This window comes from Mesorhizobium sp. M0898 (assembly GCF_040319695.1).
In the GTDB taxonomy this organism is placed as follows: domain Bacteria; phylum Pseudomonadota; class Alphaproteobacteria; order Rhizobiales; family Rhizobiaceae; genus Mesorhizobium.
Genome location: NZ_JAMYOE010000003.1, coordinates 160,531 through 186,554, shown reverse-complemented (window position 1 = coordinate 186,554; position 26,024 = coordinate 160,531). Strand labels below are relative to the sequence as shown.

At 63.7% G+C, this 26,024-nt stretch carries 18 protein-coding genes; 13 read left to right on the top strand and 5 right to left on the bottom strand.

Going from position 1 to position 26,024, the window contains the following annotated elements; genetic code table 11:
• Positions 1-138 precede the first annotated feature (138 nt).
• The 10 genes from NKH90_RS06130 to amaB all read left to right on the top strand — a co-directional run bounded on the left by NKH90_RS06130 (position 139) and on the right by amaB (position 16,995).
• Positions 139-1,320, top strand: coding sequence for a serine hydrolase domain-containing protein (locus tag NKH90_RS06130; protein WP_352818088.1), 1,182 nt, complete (start codon positions 139-141; stop codon positions 1,318-1,320).
• 119 nt (positions 1,321-1,439) lie between these two features.
• On the top strand, positions 1,440-3,752 hold the full coding sequence (locus NKH90_RS06125; protein ID WP_352818085.1) for a Tex family protein: 2,313 nt from the start codon (positions 1,440-1,442) through the stop codon (positions 3,750-3,752).
• A gap of 240 nt (positions 3,753-3,992) precedes the next feature.
• Positions 3,993-5,198 (top strand): acyl-CoA dehydrogenase, encoded by a 1,206-nt coding sequence (locus NKH90_RS06120; protein WP_352577767.1) that lies wholly within the window; start codon positions 3,993-3,995, stop codon positions 5,196-5,198.
• Positions 5,199-5,647: 449 nt separating this feature from the next.
• Positions 5,648-9,019: a transglutaminase family protein gene (locus tag NKH90_RS06115; protein ID WP_352818082.1), complete on the top strand. Its 3,372-nt coding sequence runs from the start codon at positions 5,648-5,650 to the stop codon at positions 9,017-9,019.
• 6 nt (positions 9,020-9,025) lie between these two features.
• Positions 9,026-11,437 (top strand): circularly permuted type 2 ATP-grasp protein, encoded by a 2,412-nt coding sequence (locus tag NKH90_RS06110; protein WP_352818079.1) that lies wholly within the window; start codon positions 9,026-9,028, stop codon positions 11,435-11,437.
• 7 nt (positions 11,438-11,444) lie between these two features.
• Positions 11,445-12,329 (top strand): transglutaminase family protein, encoded by an 885-nt coding sequence (locus NKH90_RS06105; RefSeq protein WP_352448166.1) that lies wholly within the window; start codon positions 11,445-11,447, stop codon positions 12,327-12,329.
• Between the two features lie 118 nt (positions 12,330-12,447).
• Positions 12,448-13,569 (top strand): DNA topoisomerase IB, encoded by a 1,122-nt coding sequence (locus tag NKH90_RS06100; RefSeq protein WP_352818076.1) that lies wholly within the window; start codon positions 12,448-12,450, stop codon positions 13,567-13,569.
• 82 nt (positions 13,570-13,651) lie between these two features.
• Positions 13,652-14,026, top strand: a complete 375-nt coding sequence (locus tag NKH90_RS06095; protein WP_254817007.1) for a YciI family protein — start codon at positions 13,652-13,654, stop codon at positions 14,024-14,026.
• Positions 14,023-15,297: an RNA polymerase sigma factor gene (locus NKH90_RS06090; RefSeq protein ID WP_352448164.1), complete on the top strand. Its 1,275-nt coding sequence runs from the start codon at positions 14,023-14,025 to the stop codon at positions 15,295-15,297. Before NKH90_RS06095 ends, NKH90_RS06090 begins: the two co-directional genes overlap by 4 nt.
• A gap of 183 nt (positions 15,298-15,480) precedes the next feature.
• Positions 15,481-16,995 (top strand): L-piperidine-6-carboxylate dehydrogenase, encoded by a 1,515-nt coding sequence (gene amaB / locus NKH90_RS06085; protein WP_352818073.1) that lies wholly within the window; start codon positions 15,481-15,483, stop codon positions 16,993-16,995.
• Between the two features lie 59 nt (positions 16,996-17,054).
• Here the strand turns inward: amaB and NKH90_RS06080 are convergent, their stop codons facing one another.
• Positions 17,055-17,918, bottom strand: a complete 864-nt coding sequence (locus NKH90_RS06080; protein ID WP_352818070.1) for a hypothetical protein — start codon at positions 17,916-17,918, stop codon at positions 17,055-17,057.
• A 718-nt stretch (positions 17,919-18,636) separates the two neighbouring features.
• Here NKH90_RS06080 and NKH90_RS06075 point away from each other — a divergent pair.
• Entirely contained in the window at positions 18,637-19,449 is an 813-nt protein-coding gene (locus NKH90_RS06075; protein ID WP_352539322.1) for a nucleotidyltransferase family protein, read from the top strand.
• On the top strand, positions 19,442-20,194 hold the full coding sequence (locus NKH90_RS06070) for a metallophosphoesterase family protein (protein ID WP_352469581.1): 753 nt from the start codon (positions 19,442-19,444) through the stop codon (positions 20,192-20,194). The genes NKH90_RS06075 and NKH90_RS06070 overlap by 8 nt, the downstream gene beginning before the upstream one ends.
• 320 nt (positions 20,195-20,514) lie before the next feature.
• On the opposite strand, the gene NKH90_RS06065 is transcribed toward NKH90_RS06070, so the two are convergent.
• Positions 20,515-22,128, bottom strand: coding sequence for a DHA2 family efflux MFS transporter permease subunit (locus tag NKH90_RS06065; RefSeq protein ID WP_352818067.1), 1,614 nt, complete (start codon positions 22,126-22,128; stop codon positions 20,515-20,517).
• Entirely contained in the window at positions 22,125-23,258 is a 1,134-nt protein-coding gene (locus NKH90_RS06060; RefSeq protein WP_352767173.1) for an HlyD family secretion protein, read from the bottom strand. Before NKH90_RS06060 ends, NKH90_RS06065 begins: the two co-directional genes overlap by 4 nt.
• Before the next feature lie 310 nt (positions 23,259-23,568).
• On the opposite strand from NKH90_RS06060, the gene NKH90_RS06055 reads away from it, so the two are divergent.
• Positions 23,569-24,000: a hypothetical protein gene (locus NKH90_RS06055; protein ID WP_023675469.1), complete on the top strand. Its 432-nt coding sequence runs from the start codon at positions 23,569-23,571 to the stop codon at positions 23,998-24,000.
• A 286-nt stretch (positions 24,001-24,286) separates the two neighbouring features.
• On the opposite strand, the gene NKH90_RS06050 is transcribed toward NKH90_RS06055, so the two are convergent.
• Entirely contained in the window at positions 24,287-25,477 is a 1,191-nt protein-coding gene (locus NKH90_RS06050; RefSeq protein WP_352818064.1) for an NADH-quinone oxidoreductase subunit D, read from the bottom strand.
• Between the two features lie 66 nt (positions 25,478-25,543).
• A complete protein-coding gene (locus NKH90_RS06045) occupies positions 25,544-25,969 on the bottom strand; it encodes a hypothetical protein (RefSeq protein ID WP_352818061.1) in 426 nt (141 codons plus the stop codon).
• Between the last annotated feature and the right edge of the window lie 55 nt (positions 25,970-26,024).

Below are 26,024 nucleotides of genomic sequence, written 5' to 3'. Positions count from 1 at the left end.
GGACCCGGCGGCAGGCGCCCGCCGGGTCCGTTTTGTCCGCATTTTTTTAACGTCGCCTATCGGTGGCGACACTGAAAGCCGTGCACGCCATCGCCGCGGCGCTCGCCTAGAACGCCAAAGACCCGCAAGGAAGCGCCCATGGCCGGCAAGACCGCGTTCGAGACCAGGTATGGCTTTGCCCGCAAGGAGGTGCTGCTCGGCAATTGGCGGGAAAGCCCGTTCAGCCGGTGGTCGTTCCAGAATGTCGGCGAGCTGGTGCCGAGCGCTGCCGTGGCGGCGCAGCCGGGCAGCAGCGAGGCGCCGGCGCAGGATTTCGGCGGGCTACTTGGCGAAAAAGTCGCTCTTGCAGGCGGCGCGGAGACTGTCGCGGCGTTTCTCGCGCGCTCCGATACCGACGCGCTGACGATCATGAAACGCGGCAAATTCGTCGGCGACTGGTTCGCGCGGCATATGGAGTTTGGGGCGCGCCACATCGTCTTTTCGATCAGCAAGTCGCTGACCGCCATTGTTGCCGGCATATTGGAAGGCGAGGGGATTTTCGATCCGCAGGCACCGGTAAGCCGCTATCTGCCCGAAGCCGCCGACTCGGCCTATGGCGATGCGCGTGTGCGGCACGTGCTCGACATGAGTGTCAGCCTCGATTTCGAAGAGGCCTATCTCGATCCGGAAAGCGCCTTCGCCCGCTACCGCCGCGCCATGCTGTGGAATCCAGGCGGGGGCATCGAGAGCCTGGCCACTTTCCTCATGACGCTGCAGGGTCTGGCCGAGCCGCATGGCCGGACGTTCCGCTACCGTTCGCCCAATTCCGACCTGCTCGGCATCCTGCTCGAACGTGCGTCTGGCCGGCGTTTCGCCGATCTGATGCGCGAAAAATTATGGGAGCCTCTCGGCGCCGTCAGCGACGCCTCGGTGACAGTCGACATGGAAGGCACGGCGCGCACCGCTGGCGGCATTTCGGTGACGCCGCGCGACCTTGCACGCGTCGGCGAGATGATGCGGCAAGGCGGCGTGGCCAATGGCCGCCGCGTCGTCCCGGAAGCCTGGATGCGTGACACGACCGAAACTGGCGGTGACGCCGAGGCCTGGCGGCGCGGCACGATGGCGTTCCTGTTTCAGCGTGGCCGCTATCGCAACAAATGGTACCAGACGGGCGCGGCAAGCGGCGCCTTCTGCGGCATCGGCATCCACGGCCAGTGGCTTTACGTCAATCCGAAGGCCGAAATGGTAATCGCAAAGATGTCGTCGCAGCCGGTACCGGTCGACGATCCGCTCGATCTGGATATGATTTCTTTCTTCGAGGCGCTGAGCCGGATGGTCTGATCCATCCAGACGCCCCGACCTTTCCTGTGGACCTCTCGCCGGGTTGAAAATGGCGCAGTTGGCGCGGCAGTGCTCTGCGCCTATGGTCGCTGCTCGTTTCGACTAGCGACAGGTACGACATGGCAGCCGACATCAAGCGCATCGCAACCATCATAGCCGCCGAGATCGCCGCGCGGCCCGAACAGGCTGCGGCGGCGATCGGCTTGCTCGACGACGGCGCGACCGTGCCGTTCGTGGCGCGCTACCGCAAGGAGGTCACCGGCGGCCTCGACGACACGCAGCTGCGCGATCTCGCCGAGCGGCTGGCCTATCTGCGCGAACTCGACGCGCGCCGTGACACCATCCTTGGTTCGATCCGCGAGCAGGGCAAGCTGACCGAGGAGCTCGAGGCAAAGATCGCTGCGGCCGGCACCAAGGCCGAACTCGAAGACATCTATCTGCCTTACAAGCCGAAGCGGCGGACCAAGGCCGAGATCGCACGCGAGCGCGGGCTCGGGCCTCTGGCGGAAGCTATTCTCGCCGACCGTACGGCTGTACCCGCCGAGCTGGCGCTGGCCTACATCAGCGAAGACGTCGTCGATACCAAGGCGGCGCTCGAGGGTGCGCGCGATATCCTGTCCGAACAGTTCGCCGAGAATGCCGACCTGGTCGGCAGATTGCGGACCTACATGAAGGAACGCGCCTTTCTGCGCTCGCGCGTCGTCGACGGCAAGCAGGAGGCCGGCGCGAAATTTTCCGACTATTTCGACCATGTCGAGCGCTGGGCCAACGTGCCGAGCCATCGCGCGCTGGCCATGTTGCGCGGCCGCAACGAGGAGGTTCTGTCGCTCGACATCGAAGTCGATGCCGATGACGCCTCTCCGGTGAAACCGGTTGAGCGGATGATTGCCGACGCCTACGCCATCGGCCGCCAGTTGCCGGGAGACCGCTGGCTGATGGAGGTCGCCGGCTGGACCTGGCGCATAAAGCTGTCGCTGCACCTGACGCTCGATCTGATGCGCGATCTGCGCGAGCGGGCCGAAGAAGGAGCCATCCATGTCTTCGCCCGCAATCTCAAGGATTTGCTGCTTGCCGCCCCTGCCGGCTCACGGCCGACGATGGGGCTCGATCCGGGCATTCGCACCGGCGTCAAGGTGGCGGTGGTGGACGGCACCGGCAAGCTGCTGGCGACGACAACGGTCTATCCGTTCCCGCCGAAGAACGACGTGCGCGGCACGCAGGCCGAACTGGCCAAGCTCATCCGGCTGCACAAGGTCGAGCTGATCTCGATCGGCAACGGCACCGGCAGCCGCGAGACCGAAAGGCTGGTGGCCGACATGCTGGCTGACATGCCTGCCGGGTCCGGGCCGAAGCCGCTCAAGGTGATCGTCAGCGAGGCCGGCGCCTCGGTCTATTCCGCCTCGGCAACGGCGGCGGCGGAATTTCCCGGCCTCGACGTGTCGCTGCGCGGGGCGGTGTCCATCGCGCGGCGCCTGCAGGATCCGCTCGCCGAATTGGTCAAGATCGAGCCCAAGTCGATCGGCGTCGGCCAGTATCAGCACGACGTCGATCAGTACCGCCTCGGCCGCTCGCTGGAAGCCGTGGTCGAGGATGCGGTCAACGCCGTCGGCGTCGATCTCAACACGGTCTCAGTGCCGCTTCTGGCGCGGGTTTCGGGTCTCGGCGCATCGCTGGCCGAGGCGATCGTTGCGCATCGCGATGCCTCCGGCCCGTTCGCCAGCCGTCGCGAACTGTTGAAGGTCTCCCGCCTTGGACCCCGCGCGTTCGAGCAATGCGCCGGCTTCCTGCGCATTCCAAACGGCACCGAACCGCTCGATGCGTCAGCGGTGCATCCGGAAGCCTATGGCGTGGCCAAGAAGATCGTTGCGGCCTGCGGGCGCGACGTCCGCTCGCTGATGGGCGACAGCGCCGCACTCAAGGCGCTCGATCCGTGCGTCTTCGTCGATGAGCGCTTCGGCCTGCCGACGGTGCGCGACATCCTGGCGGAGCTGGAAAAGCCCGGCCGCGATCCGCGCCCCGGCTTCAAGACCGCGACCTTTGCCGACGGCATCGACGACATCAAGGATCTGAAGCCCGGCATGCAGCTTGAAGGCACCGTCACCAATGTCGCGGCCTTCGGCGCCTTCGTCGATATCGGCGTGCACCAGGACGGACTGGTGCACGTCTCGCAACTGGCCGATCGGTTCATCAAGGACGCGCATGAGGTGGTCAAGGCCGGCGACGTGGTCAAGGTGCGTGTCGTCGACGTCGATATCAAGCGCAAGCGCATCGGTCTGTCGATGCGCAAGGATGGTGACGGTGGCGCACCGAAGCCGCGCGACAATGGCAGCAGGCCGGTGCCGCGCGCGCCCGCGCCCCAACGCCAGCCGGAGCGGCCGGTGCAGCAGGGCGCGTTCGGCGCCGCTTTGGCCGATGCGTTGAAGCGGAAGTAATTTCGCGAGCCGGGCTGCGCCGCCAGGTCAGACGGCGGCGCTCGACATTGATGATCCATCACCAATGCTCATGGATCGGCGAAGCTATTTCGTTTGATTTTTTCAGGACGGGAGCCGATAAGCCGCGCGTTTCAAGATTTCTGTTTCGATGCATGTCGTTATCCCAAGCTGCGGAACACCCTCGGGTCAGGCCCGCGGCAAGCTTTGGGCGACATGGATGAGTTTGGGAGACCGAGAGCCATGGCCGCCGACAAGAACGCATTCGTCTGGGATGATCCTTTCCTGATCGAGGACCAGCTTTCGGAGGACGAGCGCATGGTGCGCGATGGCGCCGCGGCGTTTGCCGCCGACAAGCTCGCTCCTAAGATCGAGGAAGCCTATCTCGAGGAGAAGACCGACGCCGGGATCTTCCGCGAAATGGGCGAGGCCGGTCTGCTCGGCATCACCATCCCCGAGGAATATGGCGGGCTCGGCGCCAACTACGTCACCTACGGGCTGGTCGCGCGGGAAGTGGAGCGGATCGACTCGGGCTATCGCTCGATGATGAGCGTGCAGTCGTCGCTGGTAATGTATCCGATCCACGCCTATGGCTCGGAAGAACAGCGCAAGAAATACCTGCCGAAGCTGGCGTCGGGCGAATGGATCGGCTGCTTTGGCCTGACCGAACCTGACGCCGGTTCCGACCCGGGCGGCATGAAAACGCGGGCCGAAAAGACCGCGAGCGGCTACAGGATCTCCGGCTCGAAGATGTGGATTTCCAACGCGCCGATCGCCGACGTGTTCGTCGTCTGGGCAAAGTTGTCCGACGAAAGTGGGGGCGCGCATGACAACCAGATTCGCGGCTTTGTCCTGGAAAAGGGCATGAACGGGCTATCGGCGCCGAAGATCGGCGGCAAGCTGTCGCTGCGAGCCTCGATTACCGGCGAAGTGGTGATGGAAGGCGTCGAGGTCGGCGAGGACGCGTTGCTGCCCAATGTCTCGGGTCTCAAGGGACCGTTCGGCTGCCTCAACCGGGCGCGCTACGGAATTTCCTGGGGTGCCATGGGCGCGGCGGAAGATTGCTGGCACCGCGCCCGCCAGTATGGCCTCGACCGCAAGCAGTTCGGCAAGCCGCTGGCCGGCACGCAGCTTTTCCAGAAGAAGCTCGCCGACATGCAGACCGAGATCGCGCTCGGCCTGCAGGGCAGCCTGCGCGTCGGGCGGCTGATGGATGAAGGCAAGATGGCGCCGGAGATGATCTCGCTCGTCAAGCGCAACAATTGCGGCAAGGCGCTCGACATCGCCCGCCAGGCCCGCGACATGCATGGCGGCAATGGCATCCAGATCGGCTACCACGTCATGCGCCACGCCCAGAACCTGGAAACCGTCAACACCTATGAGGGCACGCATGACGTGCATGCGCTGATCCTCGGACGGGCGCAGACCGGGTTGCAGGCATTCTTTTAGCATTGGCAGGTGTCCTCCGCTGCCAGGGCGCCACTGCCTGGCATCTCCCCTCGGCAAGGCGGGAGATCGGCAATTTTCGCCAACGGCGCCACATTTTGTTCTTGCTTTGTGCCGGCAGCTGTGCTACTAATTTGGGTGTGGTACTAATTCGCACCGACGACCCGCTCACCGAGGCGGGTTTTTCTTTTCAGCTCTTTTCGACCAAGCATCGCGCGTGCTGCTGACATCAATGTCGGCGGGAAGCGCCCGGTGCTGACCCGCCGGACTTCGGCTCTGCAGCGTTGCAACGTGTTGCCGCCACACTGCGGAATCCCGGGGTCGGCGCTCCGTTTCGTGAGCTATGAAAGCTGCTTGATTTAGGTGCAGCGCAACATCTCTGCTTGGAGAATGGTCAGCATTCGTGTCAGGGTTCAGCGAACTCCTTTTGAAACGCCGACTTCAGGGGCACCATGGCAATTCTGGCAGCCGTCTATCACCTGACCCATTACAAATACGACCGGCCGGTCGTATTAGGCCCGCAAGTCATAAGGTTGCAGCCTGCGCCGCATTCCCGCACCAAGGTGCTCAGCCATTCGCTGAAGGTCGGGCCGGCAAATCACTTCGTCAATCTGCAGCAGGACCCCTACGGCAATTTCCTGGCCCGCTTCGTCTTTCCCGAGCCGGTGACGGAACTGAAGATCGAGGTCGATCTCGTTGCCGACATGACGGTCTACAATCCGTTCGATTTCTTCGTCGAACCGTTGGCCGAGACGTTTCCATTCGAATACCCCGAAGAGATCCGGGACGATCTGACCATCTACCGAACGCCGGAACCGGCGGGGCCGCTGTTGGAGGCATTCCTGAAAACCATCGCGCGCCACCCGACCAACACCGTCAATTTTGTCGTCGACCTCAATGCGCGGCTGCAGCGCGAGATCGCGTATATCGTGCGCATGGAAACCGGCGTCTTCTCGCCCGAGGAAACGCTGGCCGCCGGCAAGGGGTCGTGCCGGGATTCGAGCTGGCTCCTGGTGCAGATACTGAGGAACCTCGGCATCGCTGCGCGCTTCGTCTCCGGCTATCTGATCCAGCTGAAGCCCGACCTCGTCGCTCTTGACGGGCCGCCCGGCACGGCGACCGATTTCACTGACCTCCATGCCTGGTGCGAGGTGTATCTGCCGGGCGCCGGCTGGATCGGCTTCGACCCGACCTCCGGCCTGCTCACCGGCGAAAGCCATGTGCCGCTCGCGGCAACGCCGCATTTCCGCAATGCCGCGCCGATTTCCGGCATGGCGAGCTTCGCCAATGTCGAGTTCGGTTTCGACATGCGGGTCGACCGCATCGCCGAGCATCCGCGCATCACCAAGCCGTTCTCCGACGAGAGCTGGCAGGCGCTCGACGCGCTGGGCGTCGAGGTCGATGCAGCACTCCAGGCCGGCGACGTGCGGCTGACCATGGGCGGCGAGCCGACCTTTGTCTCGATCGACGATTTCGAGGCGGCCGAGTGGAACACGGCAGCCGTCGGGCCGACCAAGCGGGAAAAGGCCGATGCCCTGATCCGCCGGTTGCGCGAGCGCTTCGCGCCGGGCGGCTTCCTGCATTACGGACAGGGCAAATGGTATCCCGGCGAAAGCCTGCCGCGCTGGACCTTCTCGCTCTACTGGCGCACCGACGGCGAGCCGGTGTGGAGCGACCCGTCGCTGATCGCACATGAAAGGAGCGAGGCGGATGTCGGACCGAAGCAGGCCGAAAGCCTGCTGACGGCGATTGCCGACGAACTCGGCATCGACAAGACGATGGTCAGCGAAGCCTATGAGGATCCCGCCGAATGGCTGCTCAAGGAAGGCAAGCTGCCGGACAACGTCGATCCTTCCAATTCGAAGCTGGAGGACCCCGAGGAGCGCAGCCGCATGGCGCGGGTGTTCGAACGCGGGCTGACCAAGCCGTCGGGCTATGTGCTGCCTGTCCAGCGCTGGAACAGCCAGGCGTCCGGACCGCGCTGGCGCTCAGAGAAGTGGAAGACACGGCGCGGCCGGCTGTTCCTGGTGCCCGGCGATTCGCCGGTCGGCTACCGCCTGCCGCTTGGTACGCTGCCGTATGTGCCGCCGGCACAGTTTCCCTACATCGTGCCCGTCGATCCATCGCTGCCGCGCGGATCGTTGCCGGCGCGTGAGGCGATCTTGCCCGGTTCTGTTTCTTCGCCGGCTGCGGCCGAACTGGAAGGCGCCGACGAAATGGCGCGACGCCAGCAGGCCGTTTCCTTCACGGCCGCCACCGGCCAGCAGGACCGTGTCGAACAGGAGATCAGCGAGATCGGCGGCGCCGTGCGCACGGCGCTTTCGGTCGAGCCGCGCGACGGACGGCTTTGCGTTTTCATGCCGCCGGTTGAAGCGCTGGAGGACTATCTCGAACTAGTCGCGGCGGCGGAGAACGCTGCCAGGGCGATCGGACTGCCTGTGCATATCGAGGGCTATGGCCCGCCGCACGATCCGCGCCTCAACGTCATCCGTGTCGCACCCGATCCCGGCGTCATCGAGGTCAACATCCACCCCGCCGCGAATTGGCAGGATTGCGTGGCGACGACCACGGCGATCTACGAAGAGGCGCGGCAGACGCGGCTTGGCGCCGACAAGTTCATGATCGACGGCCGCCACACCGGCACCGGCGGCGGCAACCATGTCGTCGTCGGCGGCGCAACGCCCAATGACAGTCCGTTCCTGCGCCGCCCCGACCTGTTGAAGAGCCTGGTGCTGCAATGGCAGCGACATCCGTCGCTGTCCTACCTTTTCTCCGGCCTGTTCATCGGCCCTACCAGCCAGGCGCCGCGCTTCGACGAGGCGCGCCACGATACGCTCTACGAACTCGAAATCGCGATGGCGCAGGTGCCACATCCGAACAAGGGCGCGGCACCCCTGCCGTGGCTGGTCGACCGGCTGTTCCGCAACCTTCTGACCGACGTGACGGGCAATACCCATCGCTCGGAAATCTGCATCGACAAATTGTTTTCGCCGGACGGGCCGACCGGCCGGCTCGGGCTGGTCGAATTCCGCGGCTTCGAGATGCCGCCCAACGCGCGCATGAGCCTGGCGCAGCAATTGCTGGTGCGCGCCATCATCGCCCGGGCCTGGAAGAACCCGCTCGACGGCCGCTTCGTGCGCTGGGGCACTTCGCTGCACGACCGTTTCATGCTGCCGCATTATGTATGGGCGGATTTTCTCGATGTGCTGGACGACCTCAAGCTGAACGGCTTTGCATTCCGTCCGGAATGGTTCGATGCCCAGCTCGAATTCCGCTTCCCGTTCTGCGGCGAGGTCCAGCATGCCGGCGTCAAGCTGGAGCTCAGGCAGGCGCTCGAGCCGTGGCACGTGATGGGCGAGCAAGGCGCGATCGGCGGCACCGTACGCTTTGTCGATTCCTCCGTCGAAAGGCTGCAGGTGAAGACCGAGGGGCTCAACCCGGAGCGTCACGCCGTCGTCTGCAACGGCCGCGTCGTGCCGATGAAGGTGACCGACAACCGCGAGATCGCGGTGGCCGGCGTGCGCTTCAAGGCCTGGCAGCCGGCGTCGGGCCTGCATCCGGCGCTGCCGGTCAACACCCCGCTGGTCTTCGACATCTATGATCGCTGGTCGGGCCGCGCGGTCGGCGGCTGCGTCTACCATGTCGCGCATCCCGGCGGGCGCAGCTATGACACCTTCCCGGTCAATGGCAACGAAGCGGAGGCGCGGCGGCTCGCTCGCTTCGAGCCGCGTGGCCATACGCCGTCCAGCTATGTGCTGCGCAACGAAGAAGCCTCTGAAGATTTCCCGATGACCCTTGACCTTCGGCGGCCGCAAAGACTCTGATCAGCCATGGCGAAGGGGAATCACAAAAGGCTGCGCAGCAAGCCGCAGACCCACAGTCTGCTGGAGCACTACCAGCCGATCGACGGCGTCGTCGACGAGATGGTCGATGCGTCGGGCAATCCGCGGCCGGCCTGGCGGCACTTCATCGAGGCGCTGGAGGACCTGGGGCCGGAAAAGCTTGCCCAGCGCTTCGCCCGCGCCGACCAGTACCTGCGCGACGCCGGCGTCTACTACCGCGTCTATGACAAGGCCGGCGCCAACGAGCGGGAATGGCCGCTGGCGCATGTGCCGCTGCTGATCGAGGAGCAGGAATGGGCTGACATCAGCGCCGGCCTGGTCCAGCGCGCCGATCTGTTCGAGGAGACCATCGCCGACATTTACGGGCCGAACCGGCTGGTCGAGAAAGGCATTCTGCCGGCCGGATTGATCGCGGCCAGCCCGGAATATTTGCGGCCGGTCGTCGGCACCAGGCCGGCCAGCGGCCATTTCCTGCATTTCTGCGCCTTCGAGCTCGGTCGTGGCCCGGACGGCCGCTGGTGGGTGCTTGGCGACCGCACACAGGCGCCGTCGGGCGCCGGCTTTGCGCTGGAAAACCGCGTCGCCACCACAAGGGCGCTGTCCGACATCTACGGCGAAATGCATGTGCACCGCCTGGCCGGCTTCTTCCGTCGCTTCCGCGACGCGCTGATCGGCATGGCCAAGCAAGCCGGCGGCCGTGTCGCCATACTGACGCCGGGACCGCTGAACGAAACCTATTACGAACATGCCTATATCGCCCGCTATCTCGGCATCATGCTGCTCGAGGGCGAGGACCTGACCGTCTCCGGCGGCAGGCTGATGGTGCGCACGGTTTCGGGGCTGATGCCGGTGAGCGTCTTGTGGCGGCGGCTCGACGCCGCCTTCGCCGATCCGCTTGAATTGCGGCCGGACTCGCAGATCGGCACGCCGGGGCTGGTCGAGGCGGTTCGGCAAGGGGCGGTTTCGGCCGTCAATGCACTGGGCTCCGGCCTGATGGAGACGCGCGCGCTGCTCGCCTTCCTGCCCAAGATTTCGCGCGCCCTGCGCAACGAGGAACTGCTGCTGCCGACGGTCGCGACATGGTGGTGCGGGCAGGAGACGGAGCGTGAACATGTGCTCGCCAACATCGATAGCATGGTGATCGGCCCGGCGCTGTCGACGCGGCTTGCCTTCGAGGACGACGGCTCGACCAAGCTCGGGTCAGCGCTGTCGGTCGAGGAACGGGCCGAGCTCGTCGCCAGGATCGAACGGGACGGCGGCGACTTCGTCGGCCAGGAAGCGGTGACGCTGTCGACCACGCCTGTCTATGTCGGCGGCTGGCTGGAGCCGCGGCCGGCAAGCCTGCGCGTCTATCTGGCGCGGACGCCGGAAGGCTGGACGGTGATGCCGGGCGGCTTTGCCCGTGTCGGCTTTTCGCTCGACCCGACGGCCATCGCCATGCAGCGCGGCGGCCAGGCGGCGGATGTCTGGGTGGTCAGCGACAGGCCGGTCGAGCGCGAGACGCTGCTGCCGCAGGAGCACGACAGCTTCACCCGAACCCTGCCGGGCAGTCTGCCCAGCCGCGCGGCTGAGAACCTGACATGGCTCGGCCGCTATATCGAGCGATCGGAAGACACGGTGCGCATCCTGCGCGCCTACCATGTGCGGCTGGCCGAGACATCCGATCCCGAGATGCCGCTGCTCGCCGATATCAGCGACTATCTCGCGCCGTTCGGCATCGACGTCGAAACGGCAATCCCATTGGGGCTCATCGGCACGCTGGACAGCGCCGTTTACAGCGCCGGGCAGATCCGCGACCGCTTCTCGCCCGATGGCTGGCTGGCATTGAAGGATCTGTCGAAGACCATCCATCAATTTGCCGCGACAGTGGCGCCGGGCGACGACGCGACAAGGGCAATGACGGTCATCCTGCGCAAGCTGGCCGGGTTTTCCGGCCTGCTGCACGAGAACATGTACCGCTTTGCCGGCTGGCGTTTCCTGGAAATCGGCCGCAGGCTCGAACGCGGCATCCAGATAGCCCGCACGCTCGCCCGGCTGACCAGAGCCCAGGCGCCGGAAGGTGCGCTCGACATGATGCTGGAGATCGGCGACAGCGTCATGACCCACCGTCGGCAGTATCCGGTGCAGGCGGGGCGGCGCACGGTGGTCGACCTTTTGGCGCTCGATCCGCTCAACCCGCGCTCAATCCTTTTCCAGCTCGAACGGCTGAAAGCCGAAATCGCGCTGCTGCCCGCTGTCGGCGCTGAAGGCCATATGTCGCCGGCGGCCAAGGAAATCCTGCAGCTCAACACGTCGATCGCCATCAAGGAGCCCTCGGACATGACGGCCAAGGCCCTCGGCGATCTCGCCAATGAAATCGGCGGGCTCTACAACAGCCTCGCCAAAGCCTATTTCGGGTAGAGACAGCATGCTCTACGACATCAGGCTTCACCTGCGTTACGACTATGATGCGGCGGCCGGCGGCGGCCGCCATCAGGTGCGCGTGCTGCCGCCGACCATCCCTGGCGTGCAGCGCGTCATTGCCGCTTCACTGTCTTTTGTGCCGGCGCCCAGCGAACGTTCCGACTTTTCCGACTTTTTCGGCAACAGTGTCACCTCGATCGCCTTTCGTGACGCGCATGATGCGCTCGACATCAGGATGAGCGCGCGTGTTTCAGTGTCGCGGCCCGAACCCGGGCTCGACGTATCGCCGGACATACGCCGGCTGAGGGAAGAACTCGGCGCAGTGCACTCGCTGGCGCCGGCTTCGCCGCATCACTTTCTGGCCGCCAGCGATCATGCCGGCATCGACGCGGCAATCACTGCCTATGCGAAAGGCAGTGCCGGCAGTTCGACAGTCGGCACGGCCATGGCTCTGTGCAACCGCATTCACCGCGATTTCACCTATGACGGCGAGGCGACCACCGTGCAGACGCGGGCCAGCGACGCCTTTGGCCTGAAGCGCGGCGTCTGCCAGGATTTTTCCCACATCATGATCGCCGGCCTGCGCGGCCTCGGTATTCCCGCGGGCTATGTCAGCGGGTTCCTGCGCACCATCCCGCCGCGCGGGAAGCCGCGGCTCGAAGGTGCCGACGCCATGCACGCCTGGGTCAAGGTGTGGTGCGGGCGCGATGCCGGCTGGCAGGAATTCGATCCGACCAATGGCATGCGGGCAAGCAACGACCATATCACGGTCGGCTACGGCCGCGATTACTCCGATGTGGCGCCGATCGTCGGCGTGCTGAAAACCACCGGCGGGCAGGTCGGCGAGCAGGCGGTCGACGTCATTCCGGTCGTGCTCGAAAAGGCGTGACGACGCACGTCTTCGTTGCACGGCGACGTCGATAGGCTGTTCTGGAACCAAGAGATCAAGAGGCGTTGGAACCCGCAGCCGGCAAGCGGCTTATCTACGGAAATTCCGTGGAGAGGACATGCTGGACAAATCCGGGTCGTCGTCTGGCCAATCGGCTGTGAGGAAAGCTGCACCAAAAAACGCGGTGCCGCACAACGGAGCGCTGGAGAACGGCGCGCAAGCCTCGGCCGTTCGGGCCTCGCTCAACTATGTCACCGACACTGAACCCGGTATTCGCCGGCTGCGTTCGGGCAAGGGGTTCTCGTACAAAGGACCCGACGGGCGGATTGTCGACGGGGAGGCGCTGGCACGCATCAAGGCGCTCGCCATTCCACCGGCCTGGACGGATGTGTGGATCTCGCCGGATGCCGACGGTCACATCCAGGCGACCGGTCGGGACCAGCGCGGCCGCAAACAATACCGCTATCACCCGCACTGGGCGGAGGAGCGTGACGGCGTCAAATATTCGAGCCTGATCGCCTTCGCCGAAAGCCTGCCCGAACTGCGGCGGCAGATCGACGTCGATTTGCGCCGTCACGGCCTGCCGCTGGAACGCGTCGTTGCGGCTATCGTCTGGCTGCTCGACAACACGATGATCCGTGTCGGCAATGCCGCCTATGCCCGCGACAACAAGAGTTTTGGGCTGACCACGCTGCGTGACCGCCATGTCGACATCAAGGGCTCGAGCCTGCGTTTTGCCTTCATCGGTAAATCCGGCAAGGAATGGAGATTGAAGCTTGTCGATCGCCGGATTGCCAAGGTCGTGCGTGGAGCGCAGGACCTGCCGGGCCAAAAACTGTTCCAGTATCTCGACGAGGACGGAAACAGGCATCCGGTGCGCTCAGACGACGTCAACCGCTATATCAGGGAGAACGCCGGAGCGGAGTTCAGCTCCAAGCACTTCAGAACCTGGGGTGGCACCATCCATGCGGCGTCGCTGTTTGCGCAAACCGAACGTCCGGAAAGCCAGGCGCAGCAAAAGCGGGTGATGAACAATGTCATCGACAAGGTTGCCGAGCGGCTCGGCAATACGCGCGCGGTTTGTCGCCAATGCTACATCCATCCGGAAGTGTTCCGCGCCTGGCCCGAAGGACGGCTGCTGGACGAAATGGCGGATGCCAACCAAGGCAAGAGCTCGATCGCCGGGCTCGACGACGAGGAGGCCTTGGTCTTGAGATGGCTGAAGGCAAGAGAGGGCTGACGCCGGACGGAGCGTTTTTTTGTCGACGCCATGTCGGCATCGGTCCTAGTGTTTCGTCCTTTGACAGAGAAAAGGACGACCCATGCTCTACGCGATCCTCTGCTATGCCTCCGAAGACGTCGTCTGCTCCTGGAGCAAGGAGCAGGACGACGCCGTCATGGAAAAACTCCTGGGTGTGCAGGAAAAATATGCCCAGGCGGGCCGGCTTGGCCCGGTGGCGCGGCTCTTGCCGACGACCGCAGCGACGACGTTGAGGAAGGTCAAGGGCGAATCGATCGTCATCGACGGCCCGTTTGCCGAAACCAAGGAACAGTTCCTCGGCTTTTACACGCTCGAATGCGCCGACCTCGATGAGGCCGTCGACTTCGCGCGCGAGCTTTCCGAGGTCAACCCGAGCGGCGGCTCCTACGAAATCCGGCCGGTCTCGCTCTTCAATCCCGCCAAGGTTTCCGCATGACCGAACTCGCCTGGATCAGCACGGCAATCAGCACCGCTCGCCCGCAGGCGATGGGGGCATTGCTGCGCTACTTCCGCGACCTCGACGCGGCGGAGGAAGCATTCCAGGACGCCTGCCTGAGGGCACTGAACAACTGGCCGAAAAACGGTCCGCCGCGCGATCCGGCAGCCTGGCTGATCTTCGTCGGCCGCAACAGCGGCATCGATGCGGTGCGCAAGCGCGCCAAGCAGGCGCCGCTGCCGGAGGAGGACCAGATCTCCGATCTGGAGGATGCCGAGAGCGACGTCGCCGAGCGGCTGGACGGGGCGCATTACCGCGACGATATTTTGCGGCTGCTGTTCATCTGCTGCCATCCCGACCTGCCGGCCACACAGCAGATCGCGGTGGCGTTGCGCATCGTCTCCGGCCTGACGGTCAAGCAGATCGCCCGCGCCTTCCTCGTCGGTGAAAGCGCAATGGAGCAGCGTATCACGCGCGCCAAGGCGCGTATCGCCGACGCCGGGGTGCCGTTCGAGACGCCGGGAGCGGTCGAGCGCTCCGAACGGCTCGCCGCCGTCGCCGCCATGGTCTACCTGATCTTCAACGAAGGCTATTCCAGCAACAGCGGCGAGGCTTCGGCGCGTGCGCCGCTTTGCGAAGAGGCGATCCGGCTGGCCCGGCTGCTGCTCAGGCTGTTCCAGACCGAGCCGGAGATCATGGGGCTGACGGCGCTGTTGCTGCTGCAGCATGCACGCTCGCCGGCTCGCTTCGACGAGAACGGCGAGATCGTGCTGCTCGAAGACCAGGACCGCAGCCTGTGGAGCCGCAAGATGATTGATGAAGGCCTGGCGCTGGTCGATAAGGCGTTGCGCCATCGCAAGCCCGGTCCCTACCAGGTACAAGCGGCGATAGCCGCACTGCATGCGCGGGCGGAAAAGCCCGAGGATACGGACTGGAACGAGATCGACCTGCTCTACGGCCTGCTCGAGCAGATGCAGCCGTCGCCGGTGGTGACGCTCAACCGCGCCGTCGCGGTCTCCAAGGTGCGTGGACCGGAAGCCGCACTCGCCATGATCGAGCCGCTGGAGGGAAGGCTTTCCGGCTATTTCCATTTCTTCGGCCTCAAGGGCGGACTGCTGATGCAGCTTGGCCGCGGCGAGGAGGCGCGCGTCGCTTTCGACCGCGCCATCGCGCTTGCCAATACGGCCGCCGAGGCAGCGCATATCCGCATGCATATCGACCGGCTGATGAAAGAAAGCGCCGTGCGGGAAACCGCCAAGACGGCACACTGATTCGCTCTATCTGGCTGGTTCAACAGTCGGACGCCGGCTTGGACCATGCCGGGGTGGCGATTTCTCCCTGAAACGCGTAATGCCACGCCATGACAGCGCCTGGTGTGCCGACCGGCAGGGAGCGGGTATGGCGCAAGGCTTGGACCGACGCCATATGAGCGACGGAATCTGAAAGGGATGAAAATGACGATTGCGAAGGAAACGGCCGGGCTTCTGGCGAAACTGGGCGTTGCCGAGCGCGCGCTTACGGGCGGCGACCTCATCGTGCGCAGCCCGGCGACCGGCGAGCAGATCGCCGCGCTGAAGACCATCTCGCCGGCCGATGCGGCAACGACCATCGACAATGCCCACAAGGCTTTCCTGGCGTGGCGGCAGGTGCCAGCTCCCAAGCGTGGCGAACTGGTGCGGCTGCTCGGCGAGGAATTGCGCACACACAAGGCCGAGCTTGGCCGGTTGGTATCGATCGAAGTCGGCAAGATCCCATCCGAAGGTCTTGGCGAAGTGCAGGAGATGATCGACATCTGCGATTTCGCCGTCGGTCTTTCCCGGCAATTGTACGGCCTGACCATCGCCACCGAGCGTCCCGGCCATCGCATGATGGAGACCTGGCATCCGCTCGGCGTCGTAGGCGTCATCTCGGCCTTCAACTTTCCGGTCGCGGTGTGGTCGTGGAACGCAGCACTTGCGCTGGTCTGCGGCGACGCGGTGGTGTGGAAGCCGTCGGAGAAGACACCGCTGACGGCGCTCGCCTGTGAGGCGATTTTTGCACGCGCGGTAAAGCGTTTCGGTGCTGACGCGCCGCAGGGACTGGCGCCCGTGCTGATCGGCGATCGCGCCGTCGGCGAGATCCTGGTCGATCATCCCAGGGTGCCGCTGGTCTCGGCCACCGGCTCGACGCGCATGGGCAGGGATGTCGGCCCACGGCTGGCGAAGCGCTTTGCCCGTGCGGTGCTGGAGCTCGGCGGCAACAATGCCGGCATCGTCTGCCCGACGGCCGATCTGGACATGGCGCTCCGCGCTATCGCCTTCGGCGCCATGGGCACGGCCGGCCAGCGCTGCACGACGCTCAGGCGCCTGTTCGTGCATGAGAGCGTCTATGACCAGTTCGTTCCGCGCCTGAAGAAGGCTTATGAGAGCGTCTCGGTCGGCAATCCGCTGGAGACAAGCGCTCTGGTTGGCCCGCTGATCGACAAGGCTGCCTACGAGAATATGCAGAAGGCGCTGGAGGAGGCGGCTTCGCATGGCGGTAAGATAACCGGCGGAATGCGGGTCGAGAACGGTCACCCCGACGCCTACTATGTGCGTCCGGCGCTGGTCGAAATGCCGCGGCAGGTTTCGCCCGTGACAGAGGAAACCTTCGCGCCCATCCTCTATGTGATGAAATATTCGGACTTCGACACCGCGCTAGAAGAACACAATGCGGTGGGAGCGGGGCTGTCATCCTCGATCTTTACCCGCGACCTGCAGGAATCCGAGCGCTTTCTTAGCGTCGACGGATCGGACTGCGGTATCGCCAACGTCAATATAGGCACGTCAGGGGCCGAGATCGGCGGTGCCTTCGGTGGCGAGAAGGAAACCGGCGGCGGCCGCGAGAGCGGCTCCGATGCCTGGAAGGCCTATATGCGGCGCGCCACCAATACGGTGAATTATTCCAAGGCGCTGCCGCTTGCGCAGGGCGTGTCGTTCGACATCGATTGAAATGCCGGACCTCCGTCGCGGCGGCGCCAAGGCTGCCACGACGGCGGTCGGCTCGCGGTTCAGCTGGCTTGCGAAGTTACAACACAGTTATCGAAGGCTGCATCGATGATGGCGAGCTTGACCGCCTGGGCGGTCATGTATTCCTGATAGAACTCGCTCGACACCCACATGACCGAGTGACCGCGCTGGCCCAACCAGCCGACGCTGCCGAGTTCTTCGGCATCGCCCAATTTGCGTGACAGGTGGGTCCGGGAAAGCTTGAGCCAGTTCGCGAAATCTCCGATTGAGACGACACCGGTCGGGATTCGGCCCAGGTCGGCATGATCGGGGTCGACGCCGGACATCAGCCAATCCATGACGATGCCGCCATTGTCGAGCCAGGTGAATAAGGAAAAGGTCTGTCTCGGCTCCCGCACGGCATGCGACGAAAGCAGGCCGTCGGCCACCAGCGGCTGCAGTTTGGCGAGCATGTCCGGTTGTGCGACGAATGCAGCCAGTCGAAATCCGCTGTCCAGGCTGTCCAGCGTTCTGAGATGAGCCATGACCCAGCCGGCAACCGTCTCCAGAGTGCCCGCGGTCGGCTCAAAGGGGCGGATGCGCCCATATTTGATCGGCAGATGCCGGATGAAGCCGTAATGCAGCATCTCCTTCAGGAAGGCGTCGGCGGTGTTGCGGCTGGCCACCGAATGCCGGCAGATGTCGTCCATGAACCGTGCGGACGTAAGGCCCTTGCGATGATCGTCCGGCTCTCGATTGAAATACAAGCCAAGGCCGATATGGGCCATCAGCCAACGCTGTTGCGTGGCGAATACGGAAGCCAGCCGCGGGTTCGCTTCATAGGTCTGGAGAAGCGTCCGCGACTGAGCCTGGACATGGCGACGCAGCGCCGGATGGCGGGCAATGTCTTCAGAAACCAGCGCCATCCCCGCCGAGCCCAACCAAATTTGCAACTGGAAATACGATCACAATTTCAGCCTTCGCGGGTCGTGTCCAGAGCCGGCGCATCAGGATACGAGCCGAATCCCGCCGGCTGGTAGCTGAATTCCGCCACTTGATCGCCGAGGCTGATCTCGCGAGGCGCTGATCTCCCTGCAGAAGGCTAGCCCGCTCGAACCCGCCAATGATGGCCTCGCCCCGTCCAGCCCGTGCTCCCGCCGATGGCGACGCGGAACCAACACAAGCTTTGCTCGTTGAAGAACGCTGATTTGGACTGAGACTGTGAGGAACTACAAAATGGAGAATGGCCTTTTCGCCACGCCGCCTGCACCGTTACGGAAAACAGAGTCGGTTTGGCTACGGGCGCTCAAATGGCTGTTGCGCCGGGTGCGCAGCGCCTCCGACAGCTCCGGAACCATGTTGAAGCCAATCCTTTCCGGACCTGAGGATGATAGCGGGCCTACTCCGCCTCGACGCGCTTGAGGCTGATTGCACTGCGATCCTGACGCCAAAATAACCGGTCGCATGTCTTTTCATCACTGCCGCGACGGCGACAGCCATGACCGCTTCGAAGGCCTGCGACGGCGATGTGTTCGCCTGATGCAGCGGCGGGAGCGGCAGTGCCGCGTAACGGCGGGAACCATCGGGCGTGCTTGGCTATTAGATACAGGCGGCTGCTGGTCTGCCGGGCCAGGAGCCATAGCTATGATCATTAATCCCCCACCGGAAAGCGCCATCCCGGCATCCGTTCCGTCGGTCGATCCAAAAGCCGCCCCGACGCCTCGCAATGCCGAAGCGGAGGTCTTTTATATCGAGGCGATCCGCGAGCTTGTCACGACCGGCATCCCCTTTCTCGTCGCCGGCACCTATGCCGTAAGCGCCTATACCGGGATCACCCGCCTGACCAAGGATCTCGATATTTTCTGCAAGGCCGGCGACTGCCCGCGCATCCTCGCCCATTTCAAGCGGATCGGTTACGCCGTCGTGGTCGAGGACGACCGGTGGCTCGGCAAAGTGTTCAAGGGCACGCATTTTTTCGACGTCATTTTCGCCTCGATGAACGGCACAATGCCCGTCGACGACCTGTGGCTGGAGCACGCCCGTCAGGGCGAATTGCTGGGCAGCCAGGTGCGGATCATCGGCCCAACCGAGCTTATCTGGTCCAAAAGCTTCATCCAGGACCGCCGCCGCCACGATGGCGCCGACGTCGCGCACACCATCCTCAAGGCGCACGACCAGATCGATTGGCAAAGGCTGCTTTCCTACATGGAAGTCCATTGGGAAGTCTTGCTGATGCATCTCTTGAACTTCCGATGGATCTATCCGACGGAGCGAGACCGTGTGCCGGCGTGGCTGCTCGACGAATTGCTCGACCGGCTGGCCAAACAGCGCGAACTGCCGCCTTCCCGGATGCGGATCTGCCGCGGGCGCATGCTTTCACGAACCGACTATGAGATCGACGTCAAGGAATGGGGCTTTGCCGACGTCGGCGGTGAAGGAGAATATAGCGATGGCTGACGAACTCAAACCTGCTTCGGCAAAGGCGGAAAACGGCGGCACACTCAAGATCGCCGCCATCGGCGATCTGCATGTCGGCAAGGAGGACCAGGCGTCGTACCGCGATCTTTTCGGCGAGATGTCGCGCGAAGCCCAGGTTCTCGTGCTGACCGGCGACCTTACCAATCTCGGCAAGCCTCGGGAGGCCGAAATCCTTGCCGAGGAACTGCGTGCCTGCACGATCCCGGTCGTCGCCGTACTTGGCAACCACGACTATGAGTCAGGCGCCGTCGAGCAGGTCACCGACATTCTGCGCCAGGCGGGCGTTCATCTGCTCGATGGCGAGGCGACGGAGATTCACGAGGTCGGGTTCGTCGGGGTCAAGGGTTTCGTTGGCGGTTTTGGATCGCGCATGCTCGGCTCCTTCGGCGAACCGGCCATCAAGTCGATGGTGGCGGAAAGCGTGAACGAAGCGATGCGGCTTGAAAACGCGATGCGGCAGGTCCGCGCCAAACGCACGCTTGTCGTTCTGCACTACGCGCCTGTCGTCGAGACGGTCGAAGGCGAGCCGCTGGAGATCTTCCCATTTCTCGGTTCGTCACGCCTGGCCGAAACAATAGACCGGTTCCAGGTCAGTGCGGTGGTGCATGGTCATGCGCATCGCGGCGCCTACGAGGGCCGTACGCCGGGCGGGGCGTCGGTCTATAACGTTGCCATGCATGTCGCCAAGCCGACGGGCCGCCCCTACGCCATGCTCGAAATCTGACAGGCAGCGCCACTGGCGCAAGCAATCGCCCGTGCACGCTGCAGAACGATCATGGCACTTGCCGGGTAACAGCCATCCGCTTCGGTGGAATGTCGTTTTCATCCGGGTTGGGAACGGGATCTTCGTCGGGGAGCCTGTCGGGGTCCGGCTCACGCACGGGCTTGGGATCGGGGATGGGAGGCGGTGGCACCGGGGTCGGTGTTGGCTCGGGTGTGGGAATAGTGGCCATCGTAATCATCTCCTCTTGGCGCAGAACAACGCAACGGGTCGGCTGGTTCCCGGCTTGCCCGTTTTTGGAACTACACCGTCGCGCCTGCGGGTCAGCCCATCTCCGGATTCGGCTGGCTGCCGCCTGACTTGCTTGACCGCAGCAGCAGCGCCAGCGGAACGAGCAGGGCGGTTGCCACCGCGCAGTAGCGGAAGACATCGACATAGGCGAGCAGCGTGGCCTGGCGAGCGATCAACTGACCAAGCCAGGCGATCGCCTGCTGCTTCGCCTCGACCATTGGCGAACCCTGGGCGACGAAATGCTCGGTCGCCTTCCGAAGCGCCTGCTGATAGGCGGGCGACGACTGCACGGTGTGGCCGACCAGATTCGATTGATGGATCTGGGAGCTTTGCGCAATGACGGTGTTGGACAGCGAGACGCCGATGCTGCCGCCGATATTGCGTGCAACGTTGATCAGCGCAGATGCCTGGTTGGTCTTCTGCGGGGGCAGGCCGACATAGGCCGCGGTCGAGATGGGAATGAACAGGAACGGCAGCCCGACCATCAGGAAAACACGGGCAAAGGCAAAGAAGCGGAAGCTGGCGTCCGGAGTAAGCGAGGTCATATGCCAAAGGGCCACTGCGACCACCGACATGCCCATCATGATCAGATATTTGGGCTGCACGATGCTGCCTACAAATCCGGACACCGGCATCAAGATCAACATGGCGATGCCGCCCGGCATCATCGAAAGGCCCGAGAGCGTCGCGGTGTAGGCAAATGTCGTCTGCTGCAGCTGAGGCACGATCTGGGTGGTGCTGAACAGGATAGCACCGACCGCCATCATGACCAGGAACGCCGTGCCGAACTGGCGCGTGAATAATAGGCGCATGTCGACGACCGGATCGCTGCGACTGAGTTCCCATGGGATAAGCAGCAGGAACGCGATCGCGGAAATCACTGCGAAAGTGGTGATGAAATCCGAGGCGAACCAATCGTAGCGCTGGCCCCGGTCGAGAAAAATCTCCAGGCACCCCAATGCCGTCGCTACCAGGACGAACCCGATCCCGTCGATCTTCAGGCCGCCTTTCAGCCGTTCCTTGCGTTCGCGTTCGAGTACGTCCGGTTCGACCAACAGCCATTGCACCAGGGCCAGCGACAGGATGCCGAACGGCACGTTGATGAAGAAGATCCAGTGCCAGGAGAAATGGTCGGTCAGCCAGCCGCCGATCGTCGGCCCGACCGTCGGTGCCACGATGACGGCAATGCCGTAAAGCGCGAAGGCCTGCGAGCGCTTTTCTGGCGGAAAGGTATCGGCAAGGATCGATTGCTCGCTTGGCGCCATGCCGCCGCCGCCGAGTCCCTGAAGGACCCTGAACAGGATGAGCAGTTCCAGGTTGGGCGCCAGTCCGCACAGCAGCGACGCGACGGTAAAGGTCGCAACGCAGAGCATGTAGTAGCGCTTGCGGCCGATGACGCTTGCCAGCCAGCCGCTGACCGGGATGATCACCGAGTTGGCAACGAGATAGGTGGTAATCACCCAGGTGCTTTCGTCCATTCCGGCCGCCAGGCTGCCGGCGATGTTGCGCAGGGCGACATTGGCGATCGAGGTGTCGAGCACCAGCATGAAAGTGGCGATGGAGACGACGACGGCGATAAGCCAGGGATTGTGCGTCCCGGCGGCGGATCGGCTTTCACCCTGATTTCTGGCGGTTTCGCCGCTCATCGCACCTTGACCGTCGGCACCACCGACAGGCCTGGCCCGAGAAGCACATCCGGCGGCTTGTCGAAGACGATCTTGACCGGCACGCGCTGCACCACCTTGACGTAATTGCCGGTGGCATTTTCGGCCGGCAGGAGGCTGAAGGCGGTGCCGCTGCCGGCCTGAATACTGTCGACGCGACCATGGAAGGACTTGTCCGGGTAGGCGTCGATATCGATGTCGACCGGCTGTCCCTGCCGCATCAGATCGAGCTGCGTCTCCTTGAAATTGGCCTTCACCCAGACCTCGTCGGGAACGAACATCATCAATACCTGGCCAGGTTGGGCGTAGGTGCCGTTAGCCGCAGAAATGCTCGTTGCCCGCCCGGCTGCGGGTGCTGTGATAGTTGTGCGTGACAGCGTCGTGCGGGCTTGCTCCTGGCTGGCCTTGGCCTGCTCGAGCTGCGCCTCGGCACTCCTGGCCTGTGCCTGCAAGACCGAAACCTGGCTTTTTGCCGAGGCGACATTGGCCTCGGCGCTGTCCAGCGCAGCCTGGTCCTGACGCAACGTCGATGCCGCCTGCTGCGCCTGCTGCTGCGTTGCCGTGCCCCTGGCCAGGAGTTCGCGATTGCGTTGATCCTCGGCCTTGGCGAAATCCAGCGCTGCCTTGGCCTGTGCAACCTGCCTCTGGGCAGCGTTTACCTTTGCTTTTTGAGCCTCGATCTGCGCGGCGACATTGACGATTTCGGCCTCGGCCGCGGCGACGCCGGCGTCGGCCTGCTTCAGGTTTGCCTGATAGTCGCTGTCGTCGATACGCAGGAGGACATCGCCCGCCTGTACGTGCTGATTGTCGGTAACCGCCAGCTCGGTAATGCGGCCGGCTATTTGCGCACCGATCGTCACTATGCGCGCATCTATGAAGGCGTCGTCGGTCGATTCGTACTGGCGAGCGTTCAGCCACCAGATCGCGATGCCTGCCGCGACGAGCAACAGCGCAAGCGCGATGGCTGCGGCCGCATAGGGATGGCGCCTGGGAAACCCGAGCAGACCGGCCTTTCGTTGCGAGGCATTCCCGTCGGGTTTTTCCTGCCGGGGCTCTGCCGATCGCTCACGAGATTCTCGAACCGGGGCCGGTTGCTCCCGGGTTTCATTCACAGGCTCGACGTCTTGCTCGACGCGTTGAGGCTTCGTGTCCAACGGAATTGCTTTCAAGATTGATATTGCAGCCGCCGAAGCGGACGCAAAGCCAAACGGCAAGCTTCCGCAAAAGTTCCTGTCCGGAAACGGGTTCGGTTAACGGGTCGACATCGAACACAGGCGGGGGCGCGTCGGAATTCGAGCGCCGCTTCACCGGGCAGGTGATCCGTACGCCTCATGTTGCGGCGGTCCGGTCTTGTCAGCGCTCCATGGCGCGATAATTGCTCATGTAGGCGTGGGCGAATTCACCTGTCGACAGGAGCCGACCATGAAACATCAAACACTCGACCAACTGCAGGCCGTCGCGGAAGTTGAGTCCTTCGCGGCGTATCCGGCGATGACTCGAACCCAGCGGATTGAACGTTGGGCGGAACTTCTCGAACAAAACCCGACGCGATGCCTTGGGGCGCTTCCAGGCACCGAATATATGAACAGGGAAGCGCGCGACAGATCGCGTGGCGCTGGGACGCCGCTCACTGTCGCCTTCGAGGATCCGGTTCTGCGTGCCATGGGCCTCAGCGATGATACCTATGGTGAGGCAAAGCGCTTCTTCGAACTGAGCGACCGGCAGTTGCACCAAATCGTCTGCCATTGCCATGTCGGCGCTACGATGCAAGCGAGATGGGCCGCTGCCAGGGTGCGCGGGATAGTTCGCGGCAACAGATTTGTTGCCTGGATGAAGGGCTTGATCGTGCATTGAGGCGGTACGAGGAACGGCGGAACACGCGTTCTTTCCGCGCCGTGGAGAGCGCTTCCGAACTTGGAAGGGCTCGTGCGCCGTCGGGCCGCGCAGATTGTGAAACTCCTTGACGCTTGGCTGCGCCTTGTCGCGGCCATGCGTCCGTCTTTGATGTGAGAATTTGAGCTGGCCCGCCACAGGTGAGAGCCTTCGTCTGACCGGCGGTCGAGCGCCGTCCAGGCCTGCCTGCGCGGCTACTAACGACGAATGATCCTGCGATCGGGGAAGATCCTGCGACCTGGCTAAACTAGCGATCGATTTCTCCGAACACGATGTCGAGCGAGCCGATGATCGCGGCAACATCGGCGATCATATGGCCTCGGGACAGGAAATCCATCGCTTGCAGGTGGGCGAAGGAAGGTGCGCGGATCTTGCATCGGTAGGGAACGTTGCCCCCGTCCGACACGAGGTAGACGCCGAATTCACCCTTCGGCGCCTCGACGGCGGCATAGACTTCACCGCTCGGCACGCGAATGCCTTCGGTATAAAGTTTGAAGTGGTGGATCGTCGCTTCCATCGAGCGCTTCATCGTGGCACGCGGCGGCGGCGTGATCTTGTGGCTCGGAATCGCGACCTGTCCCTGGCCTTCTGGTGAGCGCAACTTTTCCAGACATTGCCGCATGATCCGGACCGACTGGCGCATTTCCTCCATGCGGACGAGATAGCGGTCGTAGCAGTCGCCATGCTTGCCGACTGGGATATCGAAATCCATCTCCGAATAGCATTCGTATGGCTGCGCCTTGCGCAGGTCCCAGGACGCGCCCGATCCGCGCACCATCACGCCGGAAAAGCCCCAGGCCCAGGCATCATCGAGGCCGATCACCCCGACATCGACATTGCGCTGCTTGAAGATGCGGTTCTCGGTCAACAGCTCTTCGAGATTGTCGCAGACCTTGAGGAACGGATCACAGAACTTCCAGATGTCGTCTAGGAGTTCCGGCGGCAGATCCTGATGCACGCCGCCGACCCTGAAATAATTCGCGTGCATGCGGGCGCCGGACGCGCGCTCATAAAAGACCATCAGCTTCTCGCGCTCGGCGAAACCCCAGAGCGGCGGCGTCAGCGCGCCGATGTCCATGGCTTGCGTGGTGACGTTGAGGAGGTGCGATAACAGCCGGCCTATTTCGCAGAAAAGCACGCGGATGAGCTGTCCGCGTTTCGGAACCGATATTTCGAGGAGCTTCTCGGCGGCGAGACAGAATGCATGCTCCTGGTTCATCGGCGCGACGTAGTCGAGCCGGTCGAAATAGGGCAAGGCCTGCAGGTAGTTCTTGTACTCGATGAGCTTTTCGGTGCCGCGATGCAGCAGGCCGATATGGGGATCGGCGCGTTCCACGATCTCGCCGTCGAGTTCGAGCACCAGCCGCAGGACGCCGTGAGCGGAGGGATGTTGTGGCCCGAAATTGATGGTGAAGTTGCGAACTGCAGCCTCGGCCATGACAGTCCTCCGCGATCAAGCGGGCTTTGGTTCCGTGCCGGAGCCGGCTTGTCCGCTTTCAGCCGCTCACGTCGTCGTCTGGATGATCAGCGTCAGGGTGCCGTCGCCATCGATATTGGCTGCGACGACCTGCGTGGAATTAAGCCCGTTCGCCGCCAGCGCCGATGCCGCCTGCGGCGATGCGTCGATCGAACTTTGCAGGATGCGCAAATCCTCGGCGCTGGTCTGGGTGACGACGGCCTCCGCCTGTGCCTTGATGTCAGGAGGCAGATCCTCCATCGCCACGATTGTCACAGCGGTGAAATTCTGGGCGGAGAAGGCTTGGTCAGGTGTAGCCTGATCGGGAGTGGTCCCTTCGGGCGTGGCTTGCTCTGGCAGGGTTTGCGGGGCCGTCGGCGGGACAGGGGCAAGTCCTGGTCCCACGGATTGCGCATAGACCGGCGAGGCAAGGGCCAGTGCCGAAAGTGTGGCAATTGTCGTCGATAGGCGCATGGCCGTTCCTTCCGTTTGCTTAGCGGACGATCAATTCGGTGACGACAAAACCATC